Source organism: Thioclava sp. DLFJ5-1, from assembly GCF_002020115.1.
In the GTDB taxonomy this organism is placed as follows: domain Bacteria; phylum Pseudomonadota; class Alphaproteobacteria; order Rhodobacterales; family Rhodobacteraceae; genus Thioclava; species Thioclava sediminum.
This window is the reverse complement of the sequence record NZ_MPZU01000004.1, coordinates 421,214-439,625: the sequence shown is the minus strand read 5'-3', so window position 1 is coordinate 439,625 and position 18,412 is coordinate 421,214. Positions and strand designations below refer to the sequence as shown.

Here is an 18,412-nt window from a genome sequence, read left to right as displayed (position 1 = left end):
CCGCCGCCGGTTGGGTGGGTTCAAGTCACCCGGAGATTACGCCGCCAAACAATTTCCACCACCCGCGCGACACGACCAGCGCCCGGCGCGCAGCGAGCTGTCGAACATCTCGCGCACGATGTCATTCGCGCCCGCCCGATACAGGTCGAACACATGCGTCCGGTCGCGGGCGCGCGCGACGATATGCAGATCGGGCCGGATCCGGCGCGCATAGGCGACTAGTTTCGTGGTGTTCTCGCGCCCGTCCAGCGCGACCACCAGCACCCGCGCCTGATTGATCCCGGCAGCGGCAAGCAGATCGGGTCGCGTCGGGTCCCCGAAATAGCCTTTGAAGCCGAAGGTCCGCATCAGCTGGATCGTCTTGAGGTCGGAGTCGAGAACCGTCGTGCGCATCCCCGACATCGTCACCAGGCGGTTCACCACCTGACCGAAGCGGCCCACGCCCGCGATGATGATCGGCTGCTGCTCGTCGATCGCGTCCGGGTCCGGGCCGGGAGGCTTGCGCAGCCGCAACCCGATCTGCTCGTGCAGGATGAACAGCAAGGGCGTGATCAGCATCGACAGCGCAATCACCACCAGCAACTTCTCGGCCAAAGCGTTGGGCAGGATGCGTTGCCCCACCGCGAAGGAGACCAGCACGAAGCCGAATTCCCCCGCCTGTGCGAGGCTCAGCGTGAACAGCGAGCGATCCGGCCCGCGGATCTTGAACAGCACCGACAGGCCGTAGAGCACCGCCGATTTCAGCGCGACCAGCAGGAAAACCAGCGCGAAAATATTGGCGGGCTGCGCGATGATGACGTCGAAATTGATGCCCGCGCCCACGGTGATGAAGAACAGCCCCATCAGCAGCCCTTTGAAGGGCTCGATGTCGGATTCCATCTCGTGCTTGAACTCGCTATCGGCGAGAACCACGCCTGCAAGGAAAGTGCCAAGCGCGGGCGAGAGGCCCACGAGGTTCATCAGGCTCGCAATGCCCACCACGATCAGCAGGGCCATCGCGGTGTTCACCTCGCGCAGCCGCGCCCCTTGCACGAAGCGGAACAGCGGGCGCACGAGATAGTGGCCGATCAGGACGGTGAAGGCGACGGCGGCCAGCGTGATCACCGTGACACCCCAGGCGGGCAGCGAGTCGATCAGCCGGGCCACGACATGATCGCCATGCCCCGCCTTGGCCACCGCGCGCGCGCCGGGCAGCGCCAGAAGCGGCATCAGCGCCAGCATCGGGATCACCGCGATATCCTGCGTCAGCAGCACCGCAAACGATGACCGCCCGCCCGCTGTCTGCATCAACCGCTTTTCATTCAGCGTCTGCAGCACGATCGCGGTCGAGGACAGCGACAGCGTCATCCCGATCGCCAGCGAGACGCGGAAATCCTCGCCCATCGCCATGACGATCGCCGTCACCAGCACCATGGTGACCAGCACCTGCAATCCGCCAAGGCCGATCAGCTTGTCGCGCATCGCCCAAAGCGCGCGCGGCTCCAGTTCCAGCCCGATCAGGAACAGCATCATCACCACGCCGAACTCCGCGAAATGCTGGAGGTCGGTCATTTCCGCGCCCGAGAGGCCCGTGGCGGGGCCGATCAGGATGCCCGCGATCAGGTAGCCCAGCACCGAGCCGAGGCCCGCACGCGTGGCGAGCGGCACCGCGATGACCATCGCGAGCAGGTAGAACGTGGCTTGGAAGAGAAAGCTTTCCATCGGCGGCTTACATCCTTGAGCGATGCGCGGGGAAGGCGCGCGACGCGGCTATTCCCCAGCGTAGTCCGGCGCGGGCGGTGCGCAAGGGCGCAGGGGAAAGAATGGTTGCGCCGGGCGCGGTTAGCCTCCTTGCAGCAGCTTCAGCGTCAGGTTGCGCGACCCTTTCTTGTAGGTCAGCGCGTTGGAGCCGATCTGCGTCACGCGCCCGCCATCCAGCCGGTCACCCACCCCCACTTTCACGAAGCGCCCATTCGAGAGCCGCACCAGAGCGCGCCGGTTCGACGACGAGCCATAAAGCCCGATCAGGTTAATCTTGCGCAGGTTGATCACGTTCTCCTCGGTCGCCTGCCGGGCGACGGAGGCCGAGGTCGGCAGGCGCGGCGGTGCCGCGGTGGGCTCGGGCTCGTCGAGATCGGCGGGCCTCGGGTCGGGCACAGGTGTCGCGACCGGGGCGCGCGCGGCGGCCGCGGCGACCGACGGGGCGGGTTCGGCAGCAATCGCGGCGGCCAGCGCCTTCTCGACCGAGCGCGAGAAATTGCGCGGTTTGGTCGGCGGGGTGGCCGAGCGCGCCACGGCCAGAGCGGTCGCGCCCGCGAAGGGATCGGTGTTCTCGGCGACGGCGTCGTCTTGCGCCTGCACCGCTGCGGCGACCGCGTCCTGGATCGAGGTCGGGCGACGCTCGGGGCGCAGCGCGGCGAGGTCGGGGTTCGCGACGGCGGCGGATTCCGAAGCGGGGGCCTGCGTCGCGGCGAGCTCGGTCACGGCGTCGGGCCGGGCCGTCGGGCGCGTGGTCTGGAGCTCGGGATTGGGCTGCAGCGCGGGGTCGAGCGCGCCCTGATCGTTCGGATCGGCCTGAGCGGCGGGATCGGTCTGCTCCGGCGCGGGCGCGGCACCGGTGAGGTCCTCGGGGCGGCTGGCTGGGCGGAAGCCCGAGAGCGAAGGGATCGCGCCCAGCGTGCCTTCCGGCGTGATCGGCTGCGTCTGCGCATAGGCCTGCGCGACCGCTTCGGGGCGAGCGCCCGGCGTAACGTCGGGTTCGCCCGCGAAAAGCGTGAAGCCGCCCGGCATCTCGACCCCGTCCTCCGTCGGTGTAACGGGCGGGGTGTCCGGCGTCAGCGTCTCGGCGCTTGGCGGATCGAGCGGCGTCGCGGTGAAGGCCGGCAGGTCGGACGGCTGCGTCTCGGTCGTCGCGGTTTGCGCGTCGGTCGCCGAGGGCTCGGTCGCGTCGCTCTGCGGGGCGTCGCTGGTTGCCGTTTCGCTGATAGCGGCGTCCGCTTGGGTGTCCACGGTGCTGTCCGCCGCCTCTGCCTGCGTATTCGGTGCGGTGTCAGCGGCCGTGTCTGCTGCGGTGTCGGGAGTGTCCGGCTGCGTACCTGCGGGTTGGTCTGCCATGCCCGTGTCGGCTGGCTGCGCATCGGTAGGCTGCTCATTGGCGGCAGTCTCAGTGTCCGTCTCGGCGGGCGTCGTCGCGGTGTCGTCGGTCGCGGACGTGGAGCCTTCGTCGCTTTGTGCCGCCGGAGCGGGCTGCTCATCGGCAGGGGCGAGGGCTGCGACCTGATCGCTCTCGGGGGCAGGCTCTTCTGCCCCAGCGTCGGCTGGCCCCTGCGAGTCCGGCTCCGCGGCTTCGGGAGCTGCGGTCGTGTCGGGCGCGGCCGGTGCGAGTGCGGTCTGCTCGGGTGCGTCATTCGCATCCGGGGCAGGCGCTTCGGCGATGGCGCCCGCCGGTGCATCGACGGGAGCGGGGTCATCGAGCAGGGTGGTCCAGAGCGCGATGATCGCCAGAACCAGCACCAGCGCACCGGTGAGCATCAGCCCGAGATGGCGCGGCTTGCCGCCGGTCGTGGGGCGCTTGGTGCCGCCGAAAACCGTCTTGTCCTGCGAGGTCTCGACGATGGGTGCCGGGGTCGCGGTGCTCGGATCCGGCCCGTCCTTTGCCTCCTTGCGCAACAGCGAGGTCGAAGGTTTCGCGCCAAGCGCGCCCGCGCCGCCGGTGCCCTTGCGTGCGGCGGTGCCCACAGCTTTGGTCCCTTTCGCTCCGGTTTTCGGAGCCGTTTTCGGCTCAAAACGCGGATCGGGCTCGTCGAAATCGAGGGTCGGTGCCGTGATCTTGGCGCTGCCCGAGGCGATCTCGCTGCGATCGGGCTGAGGGTGGAGCCGGGTGGCTCCGCCGAGCCGGGGGGGCGTCTCGTTCACGGTCACGGTGGTCGTGTGATCCCGGCGCGAGGCGAAAGCGGCGGCGATTACGCTCGCATCGGATTTCGGCAGATCGTCGTCGTCATCCTCGGCCGTATCGTGGCCTTCGTCCTCCGTGCTGGAGCTCGCTTCCTTGGGCGTTGCGTCGGGCTCTGCGGCGTCGGGCACGGCAGGGGTGGCGGCAAGGCCTGCGGCGGTCAGCGATGCGTCCGAGGGCTCAACGCCATCCTCGGCGTCATCAATGGCCGTATCATTCGGCTCGGTCGCGGCGAATTCGACCGCCTCCGTCGCTTCGGTTTCCTCGGGGGCGACTTCTCCAGCCGCGACCGCTTCGGCTGCCTTGGCGGCGGGGCTTTCCGCGCCGGGCGTGTCGTCACTCAGGGCCTCGGGCGCATCCGTATCTTGCGTATCCGTTTCAGCCTCAGAGGCTGCGAGCAGATCGGAGAATTCGCCCGGCTCTTCCGGCAGGGTGGGCTCGGGTTCCTCCGCCGAAGCCACCTCCGTCGGTTGGTCCAAGGCACTCAATTCAGCCAGTTCGGTTTCCGAGACCGCGCTATCGTCGGCAAGCTCGGTGATGTCGCTTTGAGCGTCGGCTGCGTCCGCCTCAGCAGGAGAGGTCTCCGGCATCACGGTTTCCGCCGACGCCTCGGTCGCCTCCTCGGACAGGTCGACGGCCACGATCAGCGCGGATTTGTCGGGCTCGACATGCGCGCCTTCGGGGATGTGCTGCGCGACCGAAGAGGTCAGGCCAAAATGCGGCTCCCCGGGAAAATCGCCGGGCTCGGGGGCGGCCACGAAGCTGACCGGGTTGAAACCGTTCTCCTGCGCGAAGCTTTCGGCTTCCTTCAGCGTCTCGCGCGCGATCACGGCGACCTGCACAGTCTGGCCGGGGCCTGCGAAATCATAGACCAGCTCGCTGACCGGGTAGGGCGTCATGCCCTCCAGCGCCGCCTCGATCTGGGTCTTGCGCTGCGCGGGGCTCGGTCCGGGCGCATAGATCGCGGTGTAGAGGATCTGCGAATCCGGCAGCACGAGCTTCGAGGTGAAGCCGCGCGGCGCCTGCGCCCGTGCCTTGTCGCGGAGGGCCGCGACCTCGGCCATCGGATCATCGCCTTCGAGCGCGGCCTCGCCCAGAAGCGTCCAGCCCTCTTTCGCGCGGTGCACCAGAGCGATGCCATCATGCGAGAGGATCAATGCAAAATCGGGTTTCATGGGTGCTGCGCGCGCCTCGGGGCGGTTCGGTCCAACTCTTCACATCTTCGTAAAGGAGATTCGATCTTCTGAAAAGCGTCGCGACCGGGGCGGAGCGGGCAATTGCCGGTTTTCCACTGTTTCGACGGCGCAGCCGCAGCGAGCGCCGGAAGAAATGTTCGAAATGCAATGAGAAGTGGTTTGAATGGCGCGCCGGTATCGCGGCGCGCCATGTTTGTTATCAGCTGGTTGCGGCGCTCAGCGCCTGATCGAGATCGGCGATCAGGTCGTCGACATTCTCGATGCCGATCGACAGGCGCACCACGTTCGGCGCGGCCCCTGCGGCGATTTGCTGCGCTTCGGTCAGCTGGCGGTGCGTGGTCGAGGCCGAGTGGATGATCAGCGAGCGCGCATCGCCCAGGTTCGCGACATGGCTGAACAGCTTGAGATTGTTCACCAGCTTCACGCAGGCGTCGTAGCCGCCCTTCACCGCGACGGTGAACAGCCCGCCTGCACCTTTCGGCGAGATGGTCTTCATCCGCTCGTGCCAGGGCGAGCTTTCCAGCCCGGCATAGGTCACATAGTCGATGCGCGGGTCCTTCTCGAGCCATTCGGCCACGGCCTTGGCATTGGCGTTATGCTTGTCCATCCGCAGGCTCAGCGTCTCGATCCCCATCAGCGTGTAATGCGCGCCTTGCGGGTTCATCGTCATGCCGAGATCGCGCAGGCCGACCGCGATCGAGTGGAAGGTGAAGGCCATCGGGCCGAGCGCCTCGTGGAATTTCAGCCCGTGATAGGCGGGTTCGGGTTCGCTCAGCGAGGGGAACTTGCCCGACGCCGACCAGTCGAACTTGCCGCTATCGACGACGCAGCCGCCGGTGACGGTGCCGTTGCCGGTCATGTATTTCGTCAGCGAGTGGACGACGAGCGTCGCGCCATGTTCGATCGGACGGCACAGGTACGGGGTGGCCAGCGTGTTGTCGACGATCAGCGGCAGGCCGACCTTGTCGGCGACTTTCGCCACAGCCGGAAGGTCGGTGATGTAGCCGCCCGGGTTCGAGATCGACTCGCAGAAGATCGCGCGGGTGTTCTCGTCCACCGCCGCTTCCAGCGCTTCGAGATCGTCGAAATCGACGAAGGTGCAGGACCAGCCGAAGCGTTTGATCGTGTGGCTGAACTGGGTGATCGAGCCGCCATAGAGCCGCGTCGAGGCCACGATATTCAGCCCCGGCCCCATCAGCGGGAAGAGCGCCATGATCTGCGCCGCGTGCCCCGAGGAACAGGTGACCCCGCCCGCAGCACCTTCCAGCGCCGCGACACGTTCGGCCAGTTTCATCACTGTGGGGTTGGTCAGGCGCGAATAGATGAAGCCCACTTCTTCGAGGTTGAACAGCCGCGCCGCGTGGTCGGCGTCTTTGAAGGCATAAGATGTGGTCTGGTAAATCGGCACCTGCACCGCGCCGGTCGCGGGATCGGGCTCGGCCGCGGCGTGGATTTGCAGGGTGTCGAAAGCGTATTCGGACATGGTCTGGGGCTCCTCTTTTCTTGCCGAGACGTTAGCTGCGCGAAAGAGAGCCGACAAACACATTCGTTTTCGGTAATGAGAGCGCGGCTCAGCGCATCCAGAGCTTCGCGCGCTTGATCCGGTTGCGCAGCGCCTTCTCGTGGCGGGGCATTCCTTCTTCGGCGATGATCGCGCGCAGTTTGCGGCCTTTGCCCTGATAGATCAGCTTCTTCGCAGGCTCGTAGGCCTTCAGGACTTTCTTGACCTTGTTCGGGGCGGTCAGCTCTTCGACCGTGTCGATCACGGCCTCGCTTTCGCGCGCATACATCAGCGGCAGGGCGCGGTAATGGCAGGTGATCTCGCCGTCGAGCCCGTCGAGCACAGGCCCCGGACGCCCGCCGCCGAAGGAATGGATCACCAGCGGCAGGGCCACCTGATCGAGCCACGGGTCGAGCGACTGGCAGGCCAGTTCATCGGGGGCATCGTCGCGGATCGCGCTTGCATAGCGCAGGAAGCGCGCGCCGAATTCCGCCGGGTCGGCGCCGAAGAACCAGCCCGCGTTGAAATACATGTAGCGTTGCCAGTACTCGTCCGGCTGGCTCAGATCGAGCGTCTCCTCGAACCCGTCCAGCCCGAACTTGTCGTAGAGCGATTTCCAGATGCCCGCGTAGCCGGGACCGTAAAGCGGCGGCTCGGGCCATGTGCCGGTGCGCCGCATCGACGCCGAGGGGCGGTCGAAATCGAATCCCACCTGCGACAGCGGTCCGGTGAAGACCGTATCGGTGTCGAAAAAGACGAAGGGCACCCCTTCGGGCAAGGCGGCGAGCGCTTCGATCTTGTTGCCATAGGGATAGGACTGACCGAAGACCTTCGACTCGAAGGGCACGATCTCGGCGCCCGCGTCTTCCAGCAGCGCGCGCACCGGACCGGAAATCCGCGTCTCGTCGGACCAGCGCGGCCCGGGCTGCGGCTCGGCTATCAGAAGGCGCCCTTTGAACTCCGGATTGGCCGCGCGAAAGCTCAGCGCGAAAAGAATTGCCTCGAATTCCAGCCGTCCCGCCTGTGCAACACAGAAGATGTTATAGGGTTGTGAAGTCCGGGGGGTCGCCGCCATACTGCCGCCTGTCGGAGGGTTTGGTGCAGTATAGCGAGAAAGTTCAGGGGTAAAAGGTGATACGGATAAGCAAGTTAACTGCGTTGGCGCTGTGTGGCCTCGTGTTGAGCGGCCCGGCGAGCGCGCAGAATTTCACCACCGCCGCCGAAGTGCGCCCGATTCTCGGTATGACCCGCGATTCCTGGGTCGCGATCCGTGAATATGGCGGGAAGGATCTGGTCTATTTCACCCATCTTCTGGCGTGGCGCTGCGGGCTGAGCGAGATTCGCTATGGTTTCAACGGTGCTCCGCCGAGCAAGTCGTTCAAGATGGAGAAGTGCCACGAGGGCACGGCTCAGCCCAACGCAATCTCGGGCGATAATGTCTATGTCAGCCAGCCGCAGGGCTCGGTCTCCGAGGTGCGGGTGAAGCTGATCTATGACGACGGCAGCTCGGAAGAGGCGCGGTTCAACCGCAAGGCGGTGCTGCAGTAAACGGCGCAGCGAATGCGCGTTATTCAACGCAGCGGCCCCCGTAGGAGTCGCGAGTCACCAGTTCCTTAAGAGGGGGAAGTGGTGGGTGACCCTGGAATCGAACCAGGCGTGGGTCGCCCCGGCGGAGTTACAGTCCGCTGCCGCACCTTGCAGCACGTCACCCGACGCTGGGCGGGAGATACAAAAGGGGGCGGGAGGCGTCAAGAGAGAGTTTGCCGAAAAATTGCCCTCCGGATCAGAGCTTGCCAAACGAGGCCATTCCGCGCAGGTAGGGGCCAAAGGAGACCCGCGATGAAAAAGCCAGTCTGGGTGATCGAAAAGGAACGTGCCAAGCGCGCTGCGGCCGCCGAGACCGTGTGGCTCTTCGGCCTTCATGCGGTGCGCGACGCGCTGCAAAACCCGATGCGCGAGCGGCTGCGGCTGGTTTGCTCCAAGAACGCCGCCGACAAGCTGGCCGAGGCGATCGCGGTGTCCGGCATGGAGCCCGAGATCGTCGATGTGCGCAAGTTCGACAAATTCGTGCCGATCTCGACCGATTCCGTCCACCAGGGCGCGGCGCTCGAGGTGAAGCCGCTCGATTGGGGCGCGCTGAAGGATGTCTGCTACGATGCGCGCCGCGTGGTGCTGCTCGACCGGGTGACCGATCCCCATAACGTGGGCGCGATCCTGCGCTCGGCGGAGGTCTTCGGCGCGGCGGCCGTGATCGCGCCGCATCGCCATTCCGCGCCCGAGACCGGTGCGCTGGCGAAAACCGCCTCCGGTGCGCTGGAGCGTCAGCCCTATCTGCGGGTGAAGAACCTCTCCGACGCGATGGAGGAGCTGCGCGGTATGGGCTTCCGGCTGATCGGCCTTGCGGGTGAAGCCAAGATGTCGCTCGAAGACGGGCTGTCCGAGGCGGGAATGGAGCCGGTTGCGCTGGTTCTGGGTGCCGAAGGGCCGGGGCTGCGCGAGAAAACCCGTGAAACCTGCGACCGTCTGGTGCGAATCCCCTTCGCGGGCGAATTCGGGTCGCTCAACGTGTCGAACGCCGCCGCAGTGTCTCTTTACGCATCCGCAAGCCGCTGACGGTCACAAAATCGCGATTATGAGGGTATGGACCTTAAAAGCGGTGAGATGCGTTCCTATCTCACTGTCAGAGGCGCAGCTTCGGAACCGCCGCGCCTCTAGTTCACTGTCCCTCGTTCCGCCACTATTGCGCCCAGCCTTTAAGGCTTGGGCGCATTTTTCTTAGAGGGCTGCGACAAAATAGAGGTTTCAGATGCAAGACGAGATTCGCGACATTCTGGGCAATGCGAAGGTGATCGCCGTGGTCGGCATGTCCCACAAGCCGGAACGCCCCTCCTATGGGGTCGCGCAGTTCCTGCAGTCCAAAGGCTACCGCGTGATTCCGGTCAATCCCGGCCTCGCCGGGCAGGAACTGCTGGGCGAGACGGTCTATGCCGATCTCAGCGCGATTCCCGACGAGATTGCTGTGGACATGGTCGACGTGTTTCGCCGTTCTGAGGCGGTGCCGGAGGTCGTGGATGAGGCCTTGGCACATCTGCCGCATCTCAAGACCATCTGGATGCAGCTTGGCGTGTCTCATGACGCAGCGGCCGAGAAAGCCCGCGGGCAGGGCGTGAACGTCGTGATGAACCGCTGCCCGAAGATCGACTATCCGCGCGTGATGGCGGGCTGAGAAGGGGGCTCTGCCCCCTCGGCCCGATGGCCCACCCCCGGGATATTTTTCCAAGAGCGAAGAGAGGCTGTGCGCCTTAACCCTTCACCGCCATGACCCCTTCAAGGATCGCATCGGCGATGTAATCCAGATCGGGCTGCTTGAGGCGTGCGGGCAGGCGGGTATCGCAGGCGCGCATCAGCATGGCGCGGGTCTTCGGCAGCTCCGGTACGTCACCGAGGAACTGCCAGTTCCAGAAGGCGCGCGCGTTGTCTTGGCTGAGGCCAAAGACCTGCACGCTGACACCGCGGGCCTTGGCCTCCGATTGCAGCTTGCGAGCCTCGTCATCGGACCAATCGCCTGCGAGGTTGAATTGCAGCGAATCCGGGGCGCGGGTTTCGGGCCCGAGAGGCGGCGGCACGTCGAGCCAATCGCTCGTGTTCAGGCGCTCGGCGACATAGTCGTGGTTCGCGCGACCGTCGTTCACGCGGCGCTCCACTTCCGCGATCTGCGGGCGGATGACGGCAGCGGAGAGGTTTTGCATCCGGCAATTGTACAGCGGCAGCTTGTTTTGCCAGTGATGGAAGCTGTTCTGCAGGCCGGGATGCTTCTTCCAGTTATGCTCGTAGGCGCCCGACATGATCACCGCGCGCGCGGCGAGTTCCGGATCGTCGGTCAGCAGGATGCCACCTTCGCCCGCGTTGATCAGCTTGTAGGACTGGAAGGAGAGGCAGCCGATCTTGCCGATCGTACCGATCTTCTTGCCGTTCCAGAGCGTGCCGAGCGAATGCGCTGCGTCTTCGATCACCGGCACGCCCTTCTCGGCGGCCAGTTCCATGATCGCATCCATGTCGGAGGTGTGGCCGCGCATGTGGCTGATCATCACCGCGTCGATGCTGTCGTCGAATTTCGCGCGGAAATCGTCGAGGTCGATGCGGAAATTGGAGCCGACTTCGACCAACACCGGGACGCAATCGGCATGGACGATGGCGGAGGGGACGGCGGCGAAGGTGAAGGCCGGGACCAGCACGCGTGCCCCGCGCGGCAGGTCAAGCGCCTTCATCGACAGGAACAACGCCTGCGAGCAGGAGGACACGGCGACCGCGTATTTCACGCCCATGAATTCGGCGAATTCGGCTTCCAGCTTGGCGACCGGCGCGTCCGCGGAGGTGTAGCGGAACAGGTCCCCGCTGGTCAGGAGACGTTCGATCTCGGCGCGGGCGGCCTCGGGGATGGCCTCGGCGTCATAACAATTCGGGGCGGTCTGTCCGTCACGCGGCATGGCAAGAATTCCTGAAACTGACTTTCAGGTTTTCTTTACACGAATGCCGCTTTTCGCGCCAATGAAGAATTCATGACCAAATTTGAGGCGGCGGCGGCTTGCCTAGATCCCCAGCTTGTCGCGCATCGAGAACCACGTCATCGCGGCGACCAGAAGCGGGCTGCGCAGGAGTGAGCCGCCCGGGAAGCCCGGCACTTTCAGCCCGGCCATCAGGTCGAAGCGCTCGGCTTGGCCAGCCACCGCCTCGGCCATGATCTTGCCCGCCATCGTGCCCATCGCGACCCCATGGCCGGAAAACCCGCTGGCCGAAAGCGCGTTTTTCAAAGGCCTTGCGAAATAGGGCATCCGGGTGCGGGTGATGGCGAGCGTGCCGCCCCACGCGTAGTCGATCTTCACATCCGCAAGGGAAGGGTAGACCTCCAGCATCGGCTTGCGCACGGTCTGCACGATATCGGGGAACTTGTAGCCATAGCTTTCGCCGCCTCCGAAGAGCAGGCGATTGTCGTCAGAGAGCCGCCAGTAATTCACCACGAATTTCGTATCCGCCACGGCGACGTTCTCGCGCAGCACTTCGGCCACGCGCGGCCCCAGCGGCTCTGTCGCGACGATGAAATTGTTGATCGGCATCACATGCGAGGCCACGCGCGGCGCGAGGTTTCCCAGATAGCCATTGGCCGCGAGTATCAGGTGATCGGCGTCGATATGGCCATGCTCGGTCTGCACGCGCACCGGCTCGCCGGGGCGGATATGGTGGACGAGCGAGCCCTCATGGATCGTCACGCCCGCCTTCTCGCAGGCGAGCGCCAAGGCTTGCGCGAAGTTCAGCGGATGCAGGTGCCCCGCGCCCCGGTCGATATCACCGCCCAGATAGGCCTCAGAGGGCAGGATCGCGTGCAACGCGTCGCGCGAGAGCGGCTCCACCTGATCGTAGCCGTAATCGCGGGCCAGTTTCTCTGCCATGTGATGCGAATGCGCGACCTCGGATTGCGTCCGGCAGGCATGGGCGATGCCGGGATAGAAGGTGACCGGAATCTCGTGCCGCGCGATCAGGTCGCGGATCAGCGCCTTCGCGTCTTCGCCGATATCCCAAAGCCTGCGTGCCATTTCGGGGCCGTGGGCTTTTTCAAGATCGTCCTGCTCCAGCCGCTGGCCCGAGCCGACCTGTCCGCCATTGCGCCCTGAGGCGCCGAAGCCCACGCGATGGGCCTCCAGCAGCCGCACCGAGTAACCCTTCTCCGCCAGATGCAGCGCCGCCGAGAGGCCGGTGAAGCCGCCGCCCACGACGCAGACATCCGCCCGGTGGCGGCCCTTCAACTCGGGCCAGCGCCGGTCGGTCAGCGCGGTCGCTGCGTAATAGCTCGGAGCGTGCTCGCCCTTGCGGTCATTGGCGAAGAGCAGGTTCATCGCATCACACGTTCATCAGCAGATGCTCGCGCTCCCATGGCGAGATTACCTGCAGGAATTCCTTGTATTCGTTTCGCTTGACCGCCTCGTAGACCGCGCAGAATTCCGGCCCCAGCACGTCGCGGATCGGCGCGCTCTCCGAGAAGAGATCGAGCGCATCGCCCAAATTCACCGGCACGTCCTCGGCCGACATATAGGCGTCGCCGAGACATTCGGGCTTCGGCATCTGCTTTTCCTTGAGGCCCAGATAGGCACAAGCGAGCGAGGCGGCGAGCCCGAGATAGGGGTTGCAATCCATCCCCGCCAGACGGTTCTCGATCCGTCGCGCGGCGGGGCCGGAGATCGGCACCCGCAGGCCCGTCGTGCGGTTGTCGCGCCCCCATTCGAGATTTATGGGCGCTGCGAAATCCGGCACATAGCGGCGATAGCTGTTCACGTAAGGCGCCAGCAGCGCGATCACCGCGGGCAGGTGCGTCTGAAGCCCTGCGATGCAATGCAGGAAGGCCTCCGTCTCGCCGCCATTCTCGTCCGAGAAGATGTTCTGGCCGGTCTTGGTGTCGATCACCGACTGGTGGATATGCATGGCCGAGCCCGGCTCGCCCTCGATCGGTTTCGCCATGAAGGTGGCGAAGCAATCCTGACGCAGGGCGGCCTCGCGGATCAGCCGCTTGAAGTAGAAAATCTGGTCGGCCAGTTCGACCGGGTCGCCATGGGCGAGGTTGATCTCGATCTGACCGGCGCCGCCCTCTTGCAAGATGCCGTCGATCTCGAAGCCCTGAAGTTCGGCGAAATCGTAGATGTCGTCGATGACCTTGCCGTATTCATCGACCGCCGACATCGAATAGGCCTGCTTCGCCGCCGCCCGACGGCCCGAGCGCCCCATCGGCGGGATGATCGGCTGGTTCGGGTCCACGTTGCGCGCGACGAGGAAGAATTCCATCTCGGGGGCGACGACCGGCACCCAGCCCTCTGCCTCATAGAGCGCGAGCACGCGTTTGAGGACGTTGCGCGGTGCGATCGGCACCGGATTGCCCTGCTGATCCTCGACGTCATGGATGATCTGCAAGGTCCAGTCCGCCGTCCACGGCGCGGCCGTCGCGGTCGAGAAATCGGGCGTCAGGATCATGTCTGGCTCGGTGAAAGCGCCCGAGGGGTTGTCGGTCCACTCGCCGGTGATCGTCTGCAGGAAGATCGAGTTCGGCAGGAAGAAGCGATCCTGAAACTTGAATTTAGACGCGGGCATCGCCTTGCCGCGTGCGACCCCTGCGATATCGGCGACAATGCACTCCACCTCGTCGAGACGCCGGCCCTCGATGTAATCGCGTGCGGCCTGCGGGATACGGTCGGTCCAGTCCTTCATGTCGCTCATCGGTCAGCTTTCCGGGTGCGCGGGCACCCTTGTCTTGAGGAAGAAATCGGCGATGCGCTCGGCAATGCGGGACGCGCCGTTGGGCTGGCCCAGCCGCGTGCGGGCGGCCTGCATCAGGTCATCGGGCACGACACCGCGCCCGCGTGTGTCCATCAGCCCTTCCACGAATGCGTCGGGAAATTCGGGGTGGGGCTGGACGGTGAAGATCGTGTCGCCATAGGCAAGCGCGGGGTAGGCGCAGAAATCATTGCCCGCGATCGGGGTCGCGCCCGGCGGCAGCTCGGTCACCTGATCCTGATGCCACGCGTTGAGCGCGATCACCTCGCCGCCGAAATCGTAATCCTGCGGGCCCACGGCCCAGCCGCCGGAGAATTTCTCGACCTTTCCGCCAAGCGCCTGGGCGATGATCTGGTGGCCGAAGCAGATACCCACCATCGGGACATTCTCGGCATGGGCGTCGCGAATGAACGTCTCAAGCGGCTTGATAAAGGGATGATCCTCATAGGCGCCGTGGCGCGAGCCGGTGATCAGCCAGCCGTCGCAGTCATGCACGCTTTCGGGGAAGTGCATATGCTCGACGTCGTAGCGTTTGAATTCGAGACCGCGCCCGGCGAGCAGCGCTTCGAACATGTCAGGATAGTCGCCCGCCTTGTCGCGCAGAACGTCGGGGGATTGGCCGGTTTGGAGGATGCCGATACGCATGGGAGGTCCGCTCGTAAGCTCTTGTTGCCGAAGCGTAGTGCGGGCCGTGGGCGGCGGCAAGGGGGCTCCGCCCCCGGCGCGTGCCGCGCCTCCCCCGGGATATTTCTGCCAAGAGGAAGATGCGTTTCGGCTTGGTTGAAATATCCCGGGGGAGGGCGAAAGCCCGAGGGGGCAGAGCCCCCTCGCCCTTAAGTCTTGTCGCCCTACGGCGACGGGGGGGCAGAGCCCCTTGCTCTGGTTTTGTCGCGCTTAGCGCGAGCGGATCATCCCCATGATCTCGAGCGTCTTGCCCAGGATCGGCTGCGCGATCTCGTCGGCGCGGTTCGCGCCGTCGCCCAGGATATTGTCGATCTCGGAGGGGTCGTTCATCAGCCGGGTCATCTCGTCCGAGATCGGCGCGAGCTTTGCGACCGCCAGTTCCGCCAGTGCCGGTTTGAACTTGCCGAAGCCCTCGCCGCCATATTCGCCCAGCACCTGCGTCGGCGTCATGTCGGCCAGCGCCGCGTAGATGTTCACGAGGTTGCGCGCCTCGGCCCGGTCCTTGAGGCCGTCGAGGTCCGAGGGCAGGGGCTCGGGATCGGTCACGGCCTTGCGGATCTTCTTGGCGATCGTGTCGGCATCATCGGTCAGGTTGATGCGGCTTGCATCCGACGGGTCGGACTTAGACATCTTCTTGGTGCCGTCGCGCAGGGACATCACGCGGGTCGCGGCGCCTTCGATCAGCGGCTCGGGTGCGGGGAAGAACTCGGTTTCGTAGTCGTGGTTGAATTTGGCCGCGATGTCGCGGGTCAGCTCCACATGCTGCTTTTGATCCTCGCCCACCGGGACCATCGTCGCATGATAGAGCAGGATATCCGCGGCCATCAGCGCGGGGTAGGCGTAGAGGCCGAGGCTGGCCTTCTCGGCATTCTTGCCCGCCTTGTCCTTGAACTGGGTCATCCGGTTCATCCAGCCCAGACGCGCGACGCAATTGAACGCCCAGGCCAGTTCGGCATGGGCCGAGACCTGGCTCTGGTTGAACAGGATCGAGCGTTTCGGATCGACGCCCGAGGCGATGAAGGCGGCCGCCGCCTCGCGGGTGTTGCGGCGCAGCGCGTCGGGCTCCTGCCAGACCGTGATCGCGTGCAGGTCGACGAGGCAGTAGATCGTCTCGATCCCTTCGTCCTGCTTCTGGGCAAAGCGCTTGAGCGCGCCCAGATAGTTGCCCAGCGTCAGCCCGCCAGAGGGCTGGATGCCGGAGAAGATCCGCGGTTTGAAATTGGCGTTGAGGGGTTGCGCTTGCTCGCTCATCTTATGCTCCTGATCTGCGGGGGGTGGAAGCCCGCCATTGAGGATCTCCCGGGGTGGAAATCCGCTCTCCGCTCGCTTATCGCTAAAGCGCAAGGGGCGCAACTGAGCCCGCGAGCAGGAGACCAATATGCGCGACGGCTATGACGAACACCCGATGAACCCGCTGCCGCCCGTGGTCTGGCTGCTGGCGCTGCCGATCATCGCGACGGAGCTGTTCTTCGCGATGGGCCAGTCGGGGCTGATCGGCGGGGCGCAGGCGGCGGGCTGGCGGCTCGACGCGCTGCAGAAATTCGCCTTCTCGCCGCAGGTGATGCGCGCAATGTTCGAAACCGGTCAATATCCGCCCGAGCAGATGATGCGCATTCTGACCTATCCTTTCGTGAACGCCTCGGTGACGCAGGCGATCTTCGTGCTCGTGTTCCTCTTGGCGCTGGGCAAGATGGTGGGGGAGATCTTCTCGGGGCTCGCCGTGGCGATCGTGTTCTTCGGCGCGACGATCCTTGGCGCGCTGGTCTATGCGGCGCTGCCGTTTACGCAGATCGGGCTCTATGGCGGCTATCCGGGCGATTACGGGCTGATCGGGGCCTTCACGTGGATTCTGTGGACGCGGCTGGGGCAGGAGAATGCGAACCAGCTGCGGGCGTTTTCGTTGATCGGGGCGCTGATGGGCATCCAGCTGATCTTCGCGATGATCTTCGGCGCGCGCCCCGACTGGATCGCCGATATCGTCGGGTTCGTCGCGGGTTTCGTGCTGAGCTTCTTCGTGGCGCCCGGCGGGATGCAGCGGACATTGCAGCGGTTGCGGCGGCGGTGAACCTTCCTGGCTCGGGGCGACCAGCCCCGGGCCGCGCCCGACCCTCCCGACGGGAGGGCGCATTGGCAATGTCGGTGCAGGCACGGATGACACGCGGGCTCGAGAGATAAAGTGCCTGGCCACCAGCGGTTCGGCGCGCCCACCCGAGGGTTGGGCGCTGCCCTCACGCCCCGCCCGGACCGCGGCGCATCGCACCTTTCAGATCGGCCATATGCATCGCTCCGATAGCGATAGCCGTGCCGAAATAGACGACCATGCCGAACAGCACGAGCCCCAGCAGCGCCAGCGCACGCAGGCCCGGCACGGCGAACACGCCCGGCACCGCCCAGGTCACTGCCCAGATCGCAGCGCCCATCACCAGCGCCGCGATCACGATGCGGGGCAGGCGGCGGTAGAAACGGTAATCGAAGCTCGCGGCCTCGCCCATCGGGCGCGCGCCGAGCCAGAGCTGCGCAACCATCGCCCATGCGGCGAGCGTCGTGCCGACAGCCGCCGCGAGATAGCCGATCACGAAGGACAGCCCGATCGCCAGTGCCGCGTTCACCACCATCGCGACCAGCGCGTAGTTGAACGGCGTGCGGGTATTCTCGCGCGCGAAATACAAGGGCTGCAGGACTTTCTGCAGCACGAAAGCGGGCAGGCCGAGCCCGTAGATCGCGGTGGCCCAGGCGGTGGCGATCGTGTCCTCGTGGGTGAACTGGCCGCGCTCGAACAGGACCGAGACGATGGGCTGGGCCGCCACCAGAAGCGCTACGGCGGGGCCGACGGTGAAGAGGAGCGCGAATTCGCCTGCGCGCGAGAAGGAATAGCGGCTGCCAGCCGTGTCACCGCCGCGCAACCGGCGCGAGAGGTCTGGCAGTAGCACCACGCCAATCGCGATGCCCACCACACCCAGCGGCAGCTGATAAAGCCGGTCGGCATAGTTCAGCCACGCGATCGCGCCGTCGAAATGCGAGGCGACCTGACGGCCCACCAGCAGGTTGATCTGAACCACGCCACCCGCCAGCATTGCCGGGATCGCGATGCGGACAAGGCGTTTCATGTCGGGCGACAGGCGCGGGCGCTTCGGGACGATCTTGAAACCCGCGCGCCATGCGGCGACCCAGACGAGCGCAAGCTGCGCCACGCCCGCGACCGGCACCGCCCAGGCCAGCGCATCGCCCACCGGCCAGCCCGCCTGATCGGCCATCAGCATCGCGATCACGAACGTGATGTTCAGCAGCACCGGCGCAGCGGCAGCGGCTGCGAAGTGACCGGCAGCGTTCAGCACCCCCGACAGAAGCGCGCTGAGCGAGATGAAAAGGATATAGGGAAACGCGATCCGGCCATAGGTTGTGGCGATCGTGAACCGATCATCGCCCGCGAAACCCGAGGCCATCGCCAGCACCAGCCACGGCATCGCCGCCGAGGCCACCAGCGTCAGCAAGATCAGCACAGAGGCCAAGCCGCCCATCGCCTCGCGTGCGAAGCCCTGCGCGTTCTCGCCGCCCTCCAGCTTCTTCGAGAAGATCGGGATGAAGGCGGTGTTGAACGCGCCCTCCGCGAAGAAGCGGCGGAACAGGTTGGGCAGCGAGAAGGCCACGAGGAAGGCCTCGGCTACCGGACCCGCACCCAGGTAGGCTGCGATCATCATGTCGCGCGCAAAACCGAGGATGCGACTCGCCATGGTCCAGCCGCCCACCGTGAGGAAGCCGCGCACCAGCCGGATTGGTTTCATA

The 18,412-nt window shown here is 65.6% G+C and carries 14 protein-coding genes and 1 tRNA gene; 4 read left to right on the top strand and 11 right to left on the bottom strand.

Translation table 11 applies throughout. The features are described from left to right. Window positions 1-36: 36 nt before the first annotated feature. The 4 genes from BMI86_RS14865 to BMI86_RS14850 all read right to left on the bottom strand — a co-directional run bounded on the left by BMI86_RS14865 (window position 37) and on the right by BMI86_RS14850 (window position 7,703). Window positions 37-1,701, bottom strand: a complete 1,665-nt coding sequence (locus BMI86_RS14865; RefSeq protein WP_078542085.1) for a monovalent cation:proton antiporter-2 (CPA2) family protein — start codon at window positions 1,699-1,701, stop codon at window positions 37-39. A gap of 120 nt (window positions 1,702-1,821) precedes the next feature. Then, window positions 1,822-5,106 (bottom strand): hypothetical protein, encoded by a 3,285-nt coding sequence (locus BMI86_RS21285; RefSeq protein ID WP_078542084.1) that lies wholly within the window; start codon window positions 5,104-5,106, stop codon window positions 1,822-1,824. Between the two features lie 220 nt (window positions 5,107-5,326). Then, window positions 5,327-6,610 carry an O-acetylhomoserine aminocarboxypropyltransferase/cysteine synthase family protein gene (locus tag BMI86_RS14855; RefSeq protein WP_078542083.1) on the bottom strand — a complete coding sequence of 428 codons (1,284 nt, stop codon included), beginning with the start codon at window positions 6,608-6,610 and terminating at the stop codon, window positions 5,327-5,329. 88 nt (window positions 6,611-6,698) lie between these two features. Further along, window positions 6,699-7,703 carry a hypothetical protein gene (locus BMI86_RS14850; protein WP_078542082.1) on the bottom strand — a complete coding sequence of 335 codons (1,005 nt, stop codon included), beginning with the start codon at window positions 7,701-7,703 and terminating at the stop codon, window positions 6,699-6,701. A gap of 167 nt (window positions 7,704-7,870) precedes the next feature. On the opposite strand from BMI86_RS14850, the gene BMI86_RS14845 reads away from it, so the two are divergent. Continuing rightward, window positions 7,871-8,176, top strand: a complete 306-nt coding sequence (locus BMI86_RS14845; protein ID WP_246831722.1) for a hypothetical protein — start codon at window positions 7,871-7,873, stop codon at window positions 8,174-8,176. Window positions 8,177-8,255: 79 nt separating this feature from the next. Here BMI86_RS14845 and BMI86_RS14840 read toward each other — a convergent pair. Further along, window positions 8,256-8,339, bottom strand: a tRNA-Tyr gene (locus tag BMI86_RS14840). A gap of 128 nt (window positions 8,340-8,467) precedes the next feature. Between BMI86_RS14840 and rlmB the strand changes: the two genes are divergently transcribed. After that, the gene (rlmB, locus tag BMI86_RS14835) at window positions 8,468-9,241 is read left to right on the top strand and encodes a 23S rRNA (guanosine(2251)-2'-O)-methyltransferase RlmB (protein WP_078542080.1); all 774 of its coding nucleotides are present in this window, start codon (window positions 8,468-8,470) and stop codon (window positions 9,239-9,241) included. 193 nt (window positions 9,242-9,434) lie between these two features. Then, window positions 9,435-9,854, top strand: coding sequence for a CoA-binding protein (locus BMI86_RS14830; protein ID WP_078542079.1), 420 nt, complete (start codon window positions 9,435-9,437; stop codon window positions 9,852-9,854). A 76-nt stretch (window positions 9,855-9,930) separates the two neighbouring features. On the opposite strand, the gene BMI86_RS14825 is transcribed toward BMI86_RS14830, so the two are convergent. The 5 genes from BMI86_RS14825 to trpS all read right to left on the bottom strand — a co-directional run bounded on the left by BMI86_RS14825 (window position 9,931) and on the right by trpS (window position 15,880). Next, complete coding sequence (locus BMI86_RS14825) at window positions 9,931-11,115, bottom strand: aminotransferase class I/II-fold pyridoxal phosphate-dependent enzyme (protein ID WP_078542078.1); 1,185 nt, start codon at window positions 11,113-11,115, stop codon at window positions 9,931-9,933. 102 nt (window positions 11,116-11,217) lie between these two features. Then, on the bottom strand, window positions 11,218-12,519 hold the full coding sequence (locus tag BMI86_RS14820; protein WP_078542077.1) for an FAD-binding oxidoreductase: 1,302 nt from the start codon (window positions 12,517-12,519) through the stop codon (window positions 11,218-11,220). Between the two features lie 4 nt (window positions 12,520-12,523). After that, window positions 12,524-13,879: a glutamine synthetase family protein gene (locus BMI86_RS14815; protein ID WP_078542107.1), complete on the bottom strand. Its 1,356-nt coding sequence runs from the start codon at window positions 13,877-13,879 to the stop codon at window positions 12,524-12,526. 12 nt (window positions 13,880-13,891) lie between these two features. Then, on the bottom strand, window positions 13,892-14,590 hold the full coding sequence (locus tag BMI86_RS14810; RefSeq protein WP_078542076.1) for a type 1 glutamine amidotransferase: 699 nt from the start codon (window positions 14,588-14,590) through the stop codon (window positions 13,892-13,894). 249 nt (window positions 14,591-14,839) lie between these two features. Continuing rightward, a complete protein-coding gene (gene trpS, locus BMI86_RS14805) occupies window positions 14,840-15,880 on the bottom strand; it encodes a tryptophan--tRNA ligase (protein ID WP_078542075.1) in 1,041 nt (346 codons plus the stop codon). 127 nt (window positions 15,881-16,007) lie between these two features. On the opposite strand from trpS, the gene BMI86_RS14800 reads away from it, so the two are divergent. Then, a complete protein-coding gene (locus tag BMI86_RS14800; RefSeq protein WP_078520509.1) occupies window positions 16,008-16,694 on the top strand; it encodes a rhomboid family intramembrane serine protease in 687 nt (228 codons plus the stop codon). A gap of 163 nt (window positions 16,695-16,857) precedes the next feature. Here BMI86_RS14800 and murJ read toward each other — a convergent pair whose 3' ends face one another. Beyond that, window positions 16,858-18,411, bottom strand: a complete 1,554-nt coding sequence (murJ, locus tag BMI86_RS14795) for a murein biosynthesis integral membrane protein MurJ (RefSeq protein WP_078542074.1) — start codon at window positions 18,409-18,411, stop codon at window positions 16,858-16,860. Window position 18,412: the final 1 nt, after the last annotated feature.

What these genes read in the sequence shown, in the direction of transcription:
- BMI86_RS14865 (WP_078542085.1), bottom strand. Translation starts at nt 1,701, where the DNA reads ATGGAAAGCTTTCTCTTCCAAGCCACGTTCTACCTGCTCGCGATGGTC.
- BMI86_RS21285 (WP_078542084.1), bottom strand. Translation starts at nt 5,106, where the DNA reads ATGAAACCCGATTTTGCATTGATCCTCTCGCATGATGGCATCGCTCTG.
- BMI86_RS14855 (WP_078542083.1), bottom strand. Translation starts at nt 6,610, where the DNA reads ATGTCCGAATACGCTTTCGACACCCTGCAAATCCACGCCGCGGCCGAG.
- BMI86_RS14850 (WP_078542082.1), bottom strand. Translation starts at nt 7,703, where the DNA reads ATGGCGGCGACCCCCCGGACTTCACAACCCTATAACATCTTCTGTGTT.
- BMI86_RS14845 (WP_246831722.1), top strand. Translation starts at nt 7,871, where the DNA reads ATGACCCGCGATTCCTGGGTCGCGATCCGTGAATATGGCGGGAAGGAT.
- rlmB (WP_078542080.1), top strand. Translation starts at nt 8,468, where the DNA reads ATGAAAAAGCCAGTCTGGGTGATCGAAAAGGAACGTGCCAAGCGCGCT.
- BMI86_RS14830 (WP_078542079.1), top strand. Translation starts at nt 9,435, where the DNA reads ATGCAAGACGAGATTCGCGACATTCTGGGCAATGCGAAGGTGATCGCC.
- BMI86_RS14825 (WP_078542078.1), bottom strand. Translation starts at nt 11,115, where the DNA reads ATGCCGCGTGACGGACAGACCGCCCCGAATTGTTATGACGCCGAGGCC.
- BMI86_RS14820 (WP_078542077.1), bottom strand. Translation starts at nt 12,519, where the DNA reads ATGAACCTGCTCTTCGCCAATGACCGCAAGGGCGAGCACGCTCCGAGC.
- BMI86_RS14815 (WP_078542107.1), bottom strand. Translation starts at nt 13,879, where the DNA reads ATGAAGGACTGGACCGACCGTATCCCGCAGGCCGCACGCGATTACATC.
- BMI86_RS14810 (WP_078542076.1), bottom strand. Translation starts at nt 14,590, where the DNA reads ATGCGTATCGGCATCCTCCAAACCGGCCAATCCCCCGACGTTCTGCGC.
- trpS (WP_078542075.1), bottom strand. Translation starts at nt 15,880, where the DNA reads ATGAGCGAGCAAGCGCAACCCCTCAACGCCAATTTCAAACCGCGGATC.
- BMI86_RS14800 (WP_078520509.1), top strand. Translation starts at nt 16,008, where the DNA reads ATGCGCGACGGCTATGACGAACACCCGATGAACCCGCTGCCGCCCGTG.
- murJ (WP_078542074.1), bottom strand. Translation starts at nt 18,411, where the DNA reads ATGAAACCAATCCGGCTGGTGCGCGGCTTCCTCACGGTGGGCGGCTGG.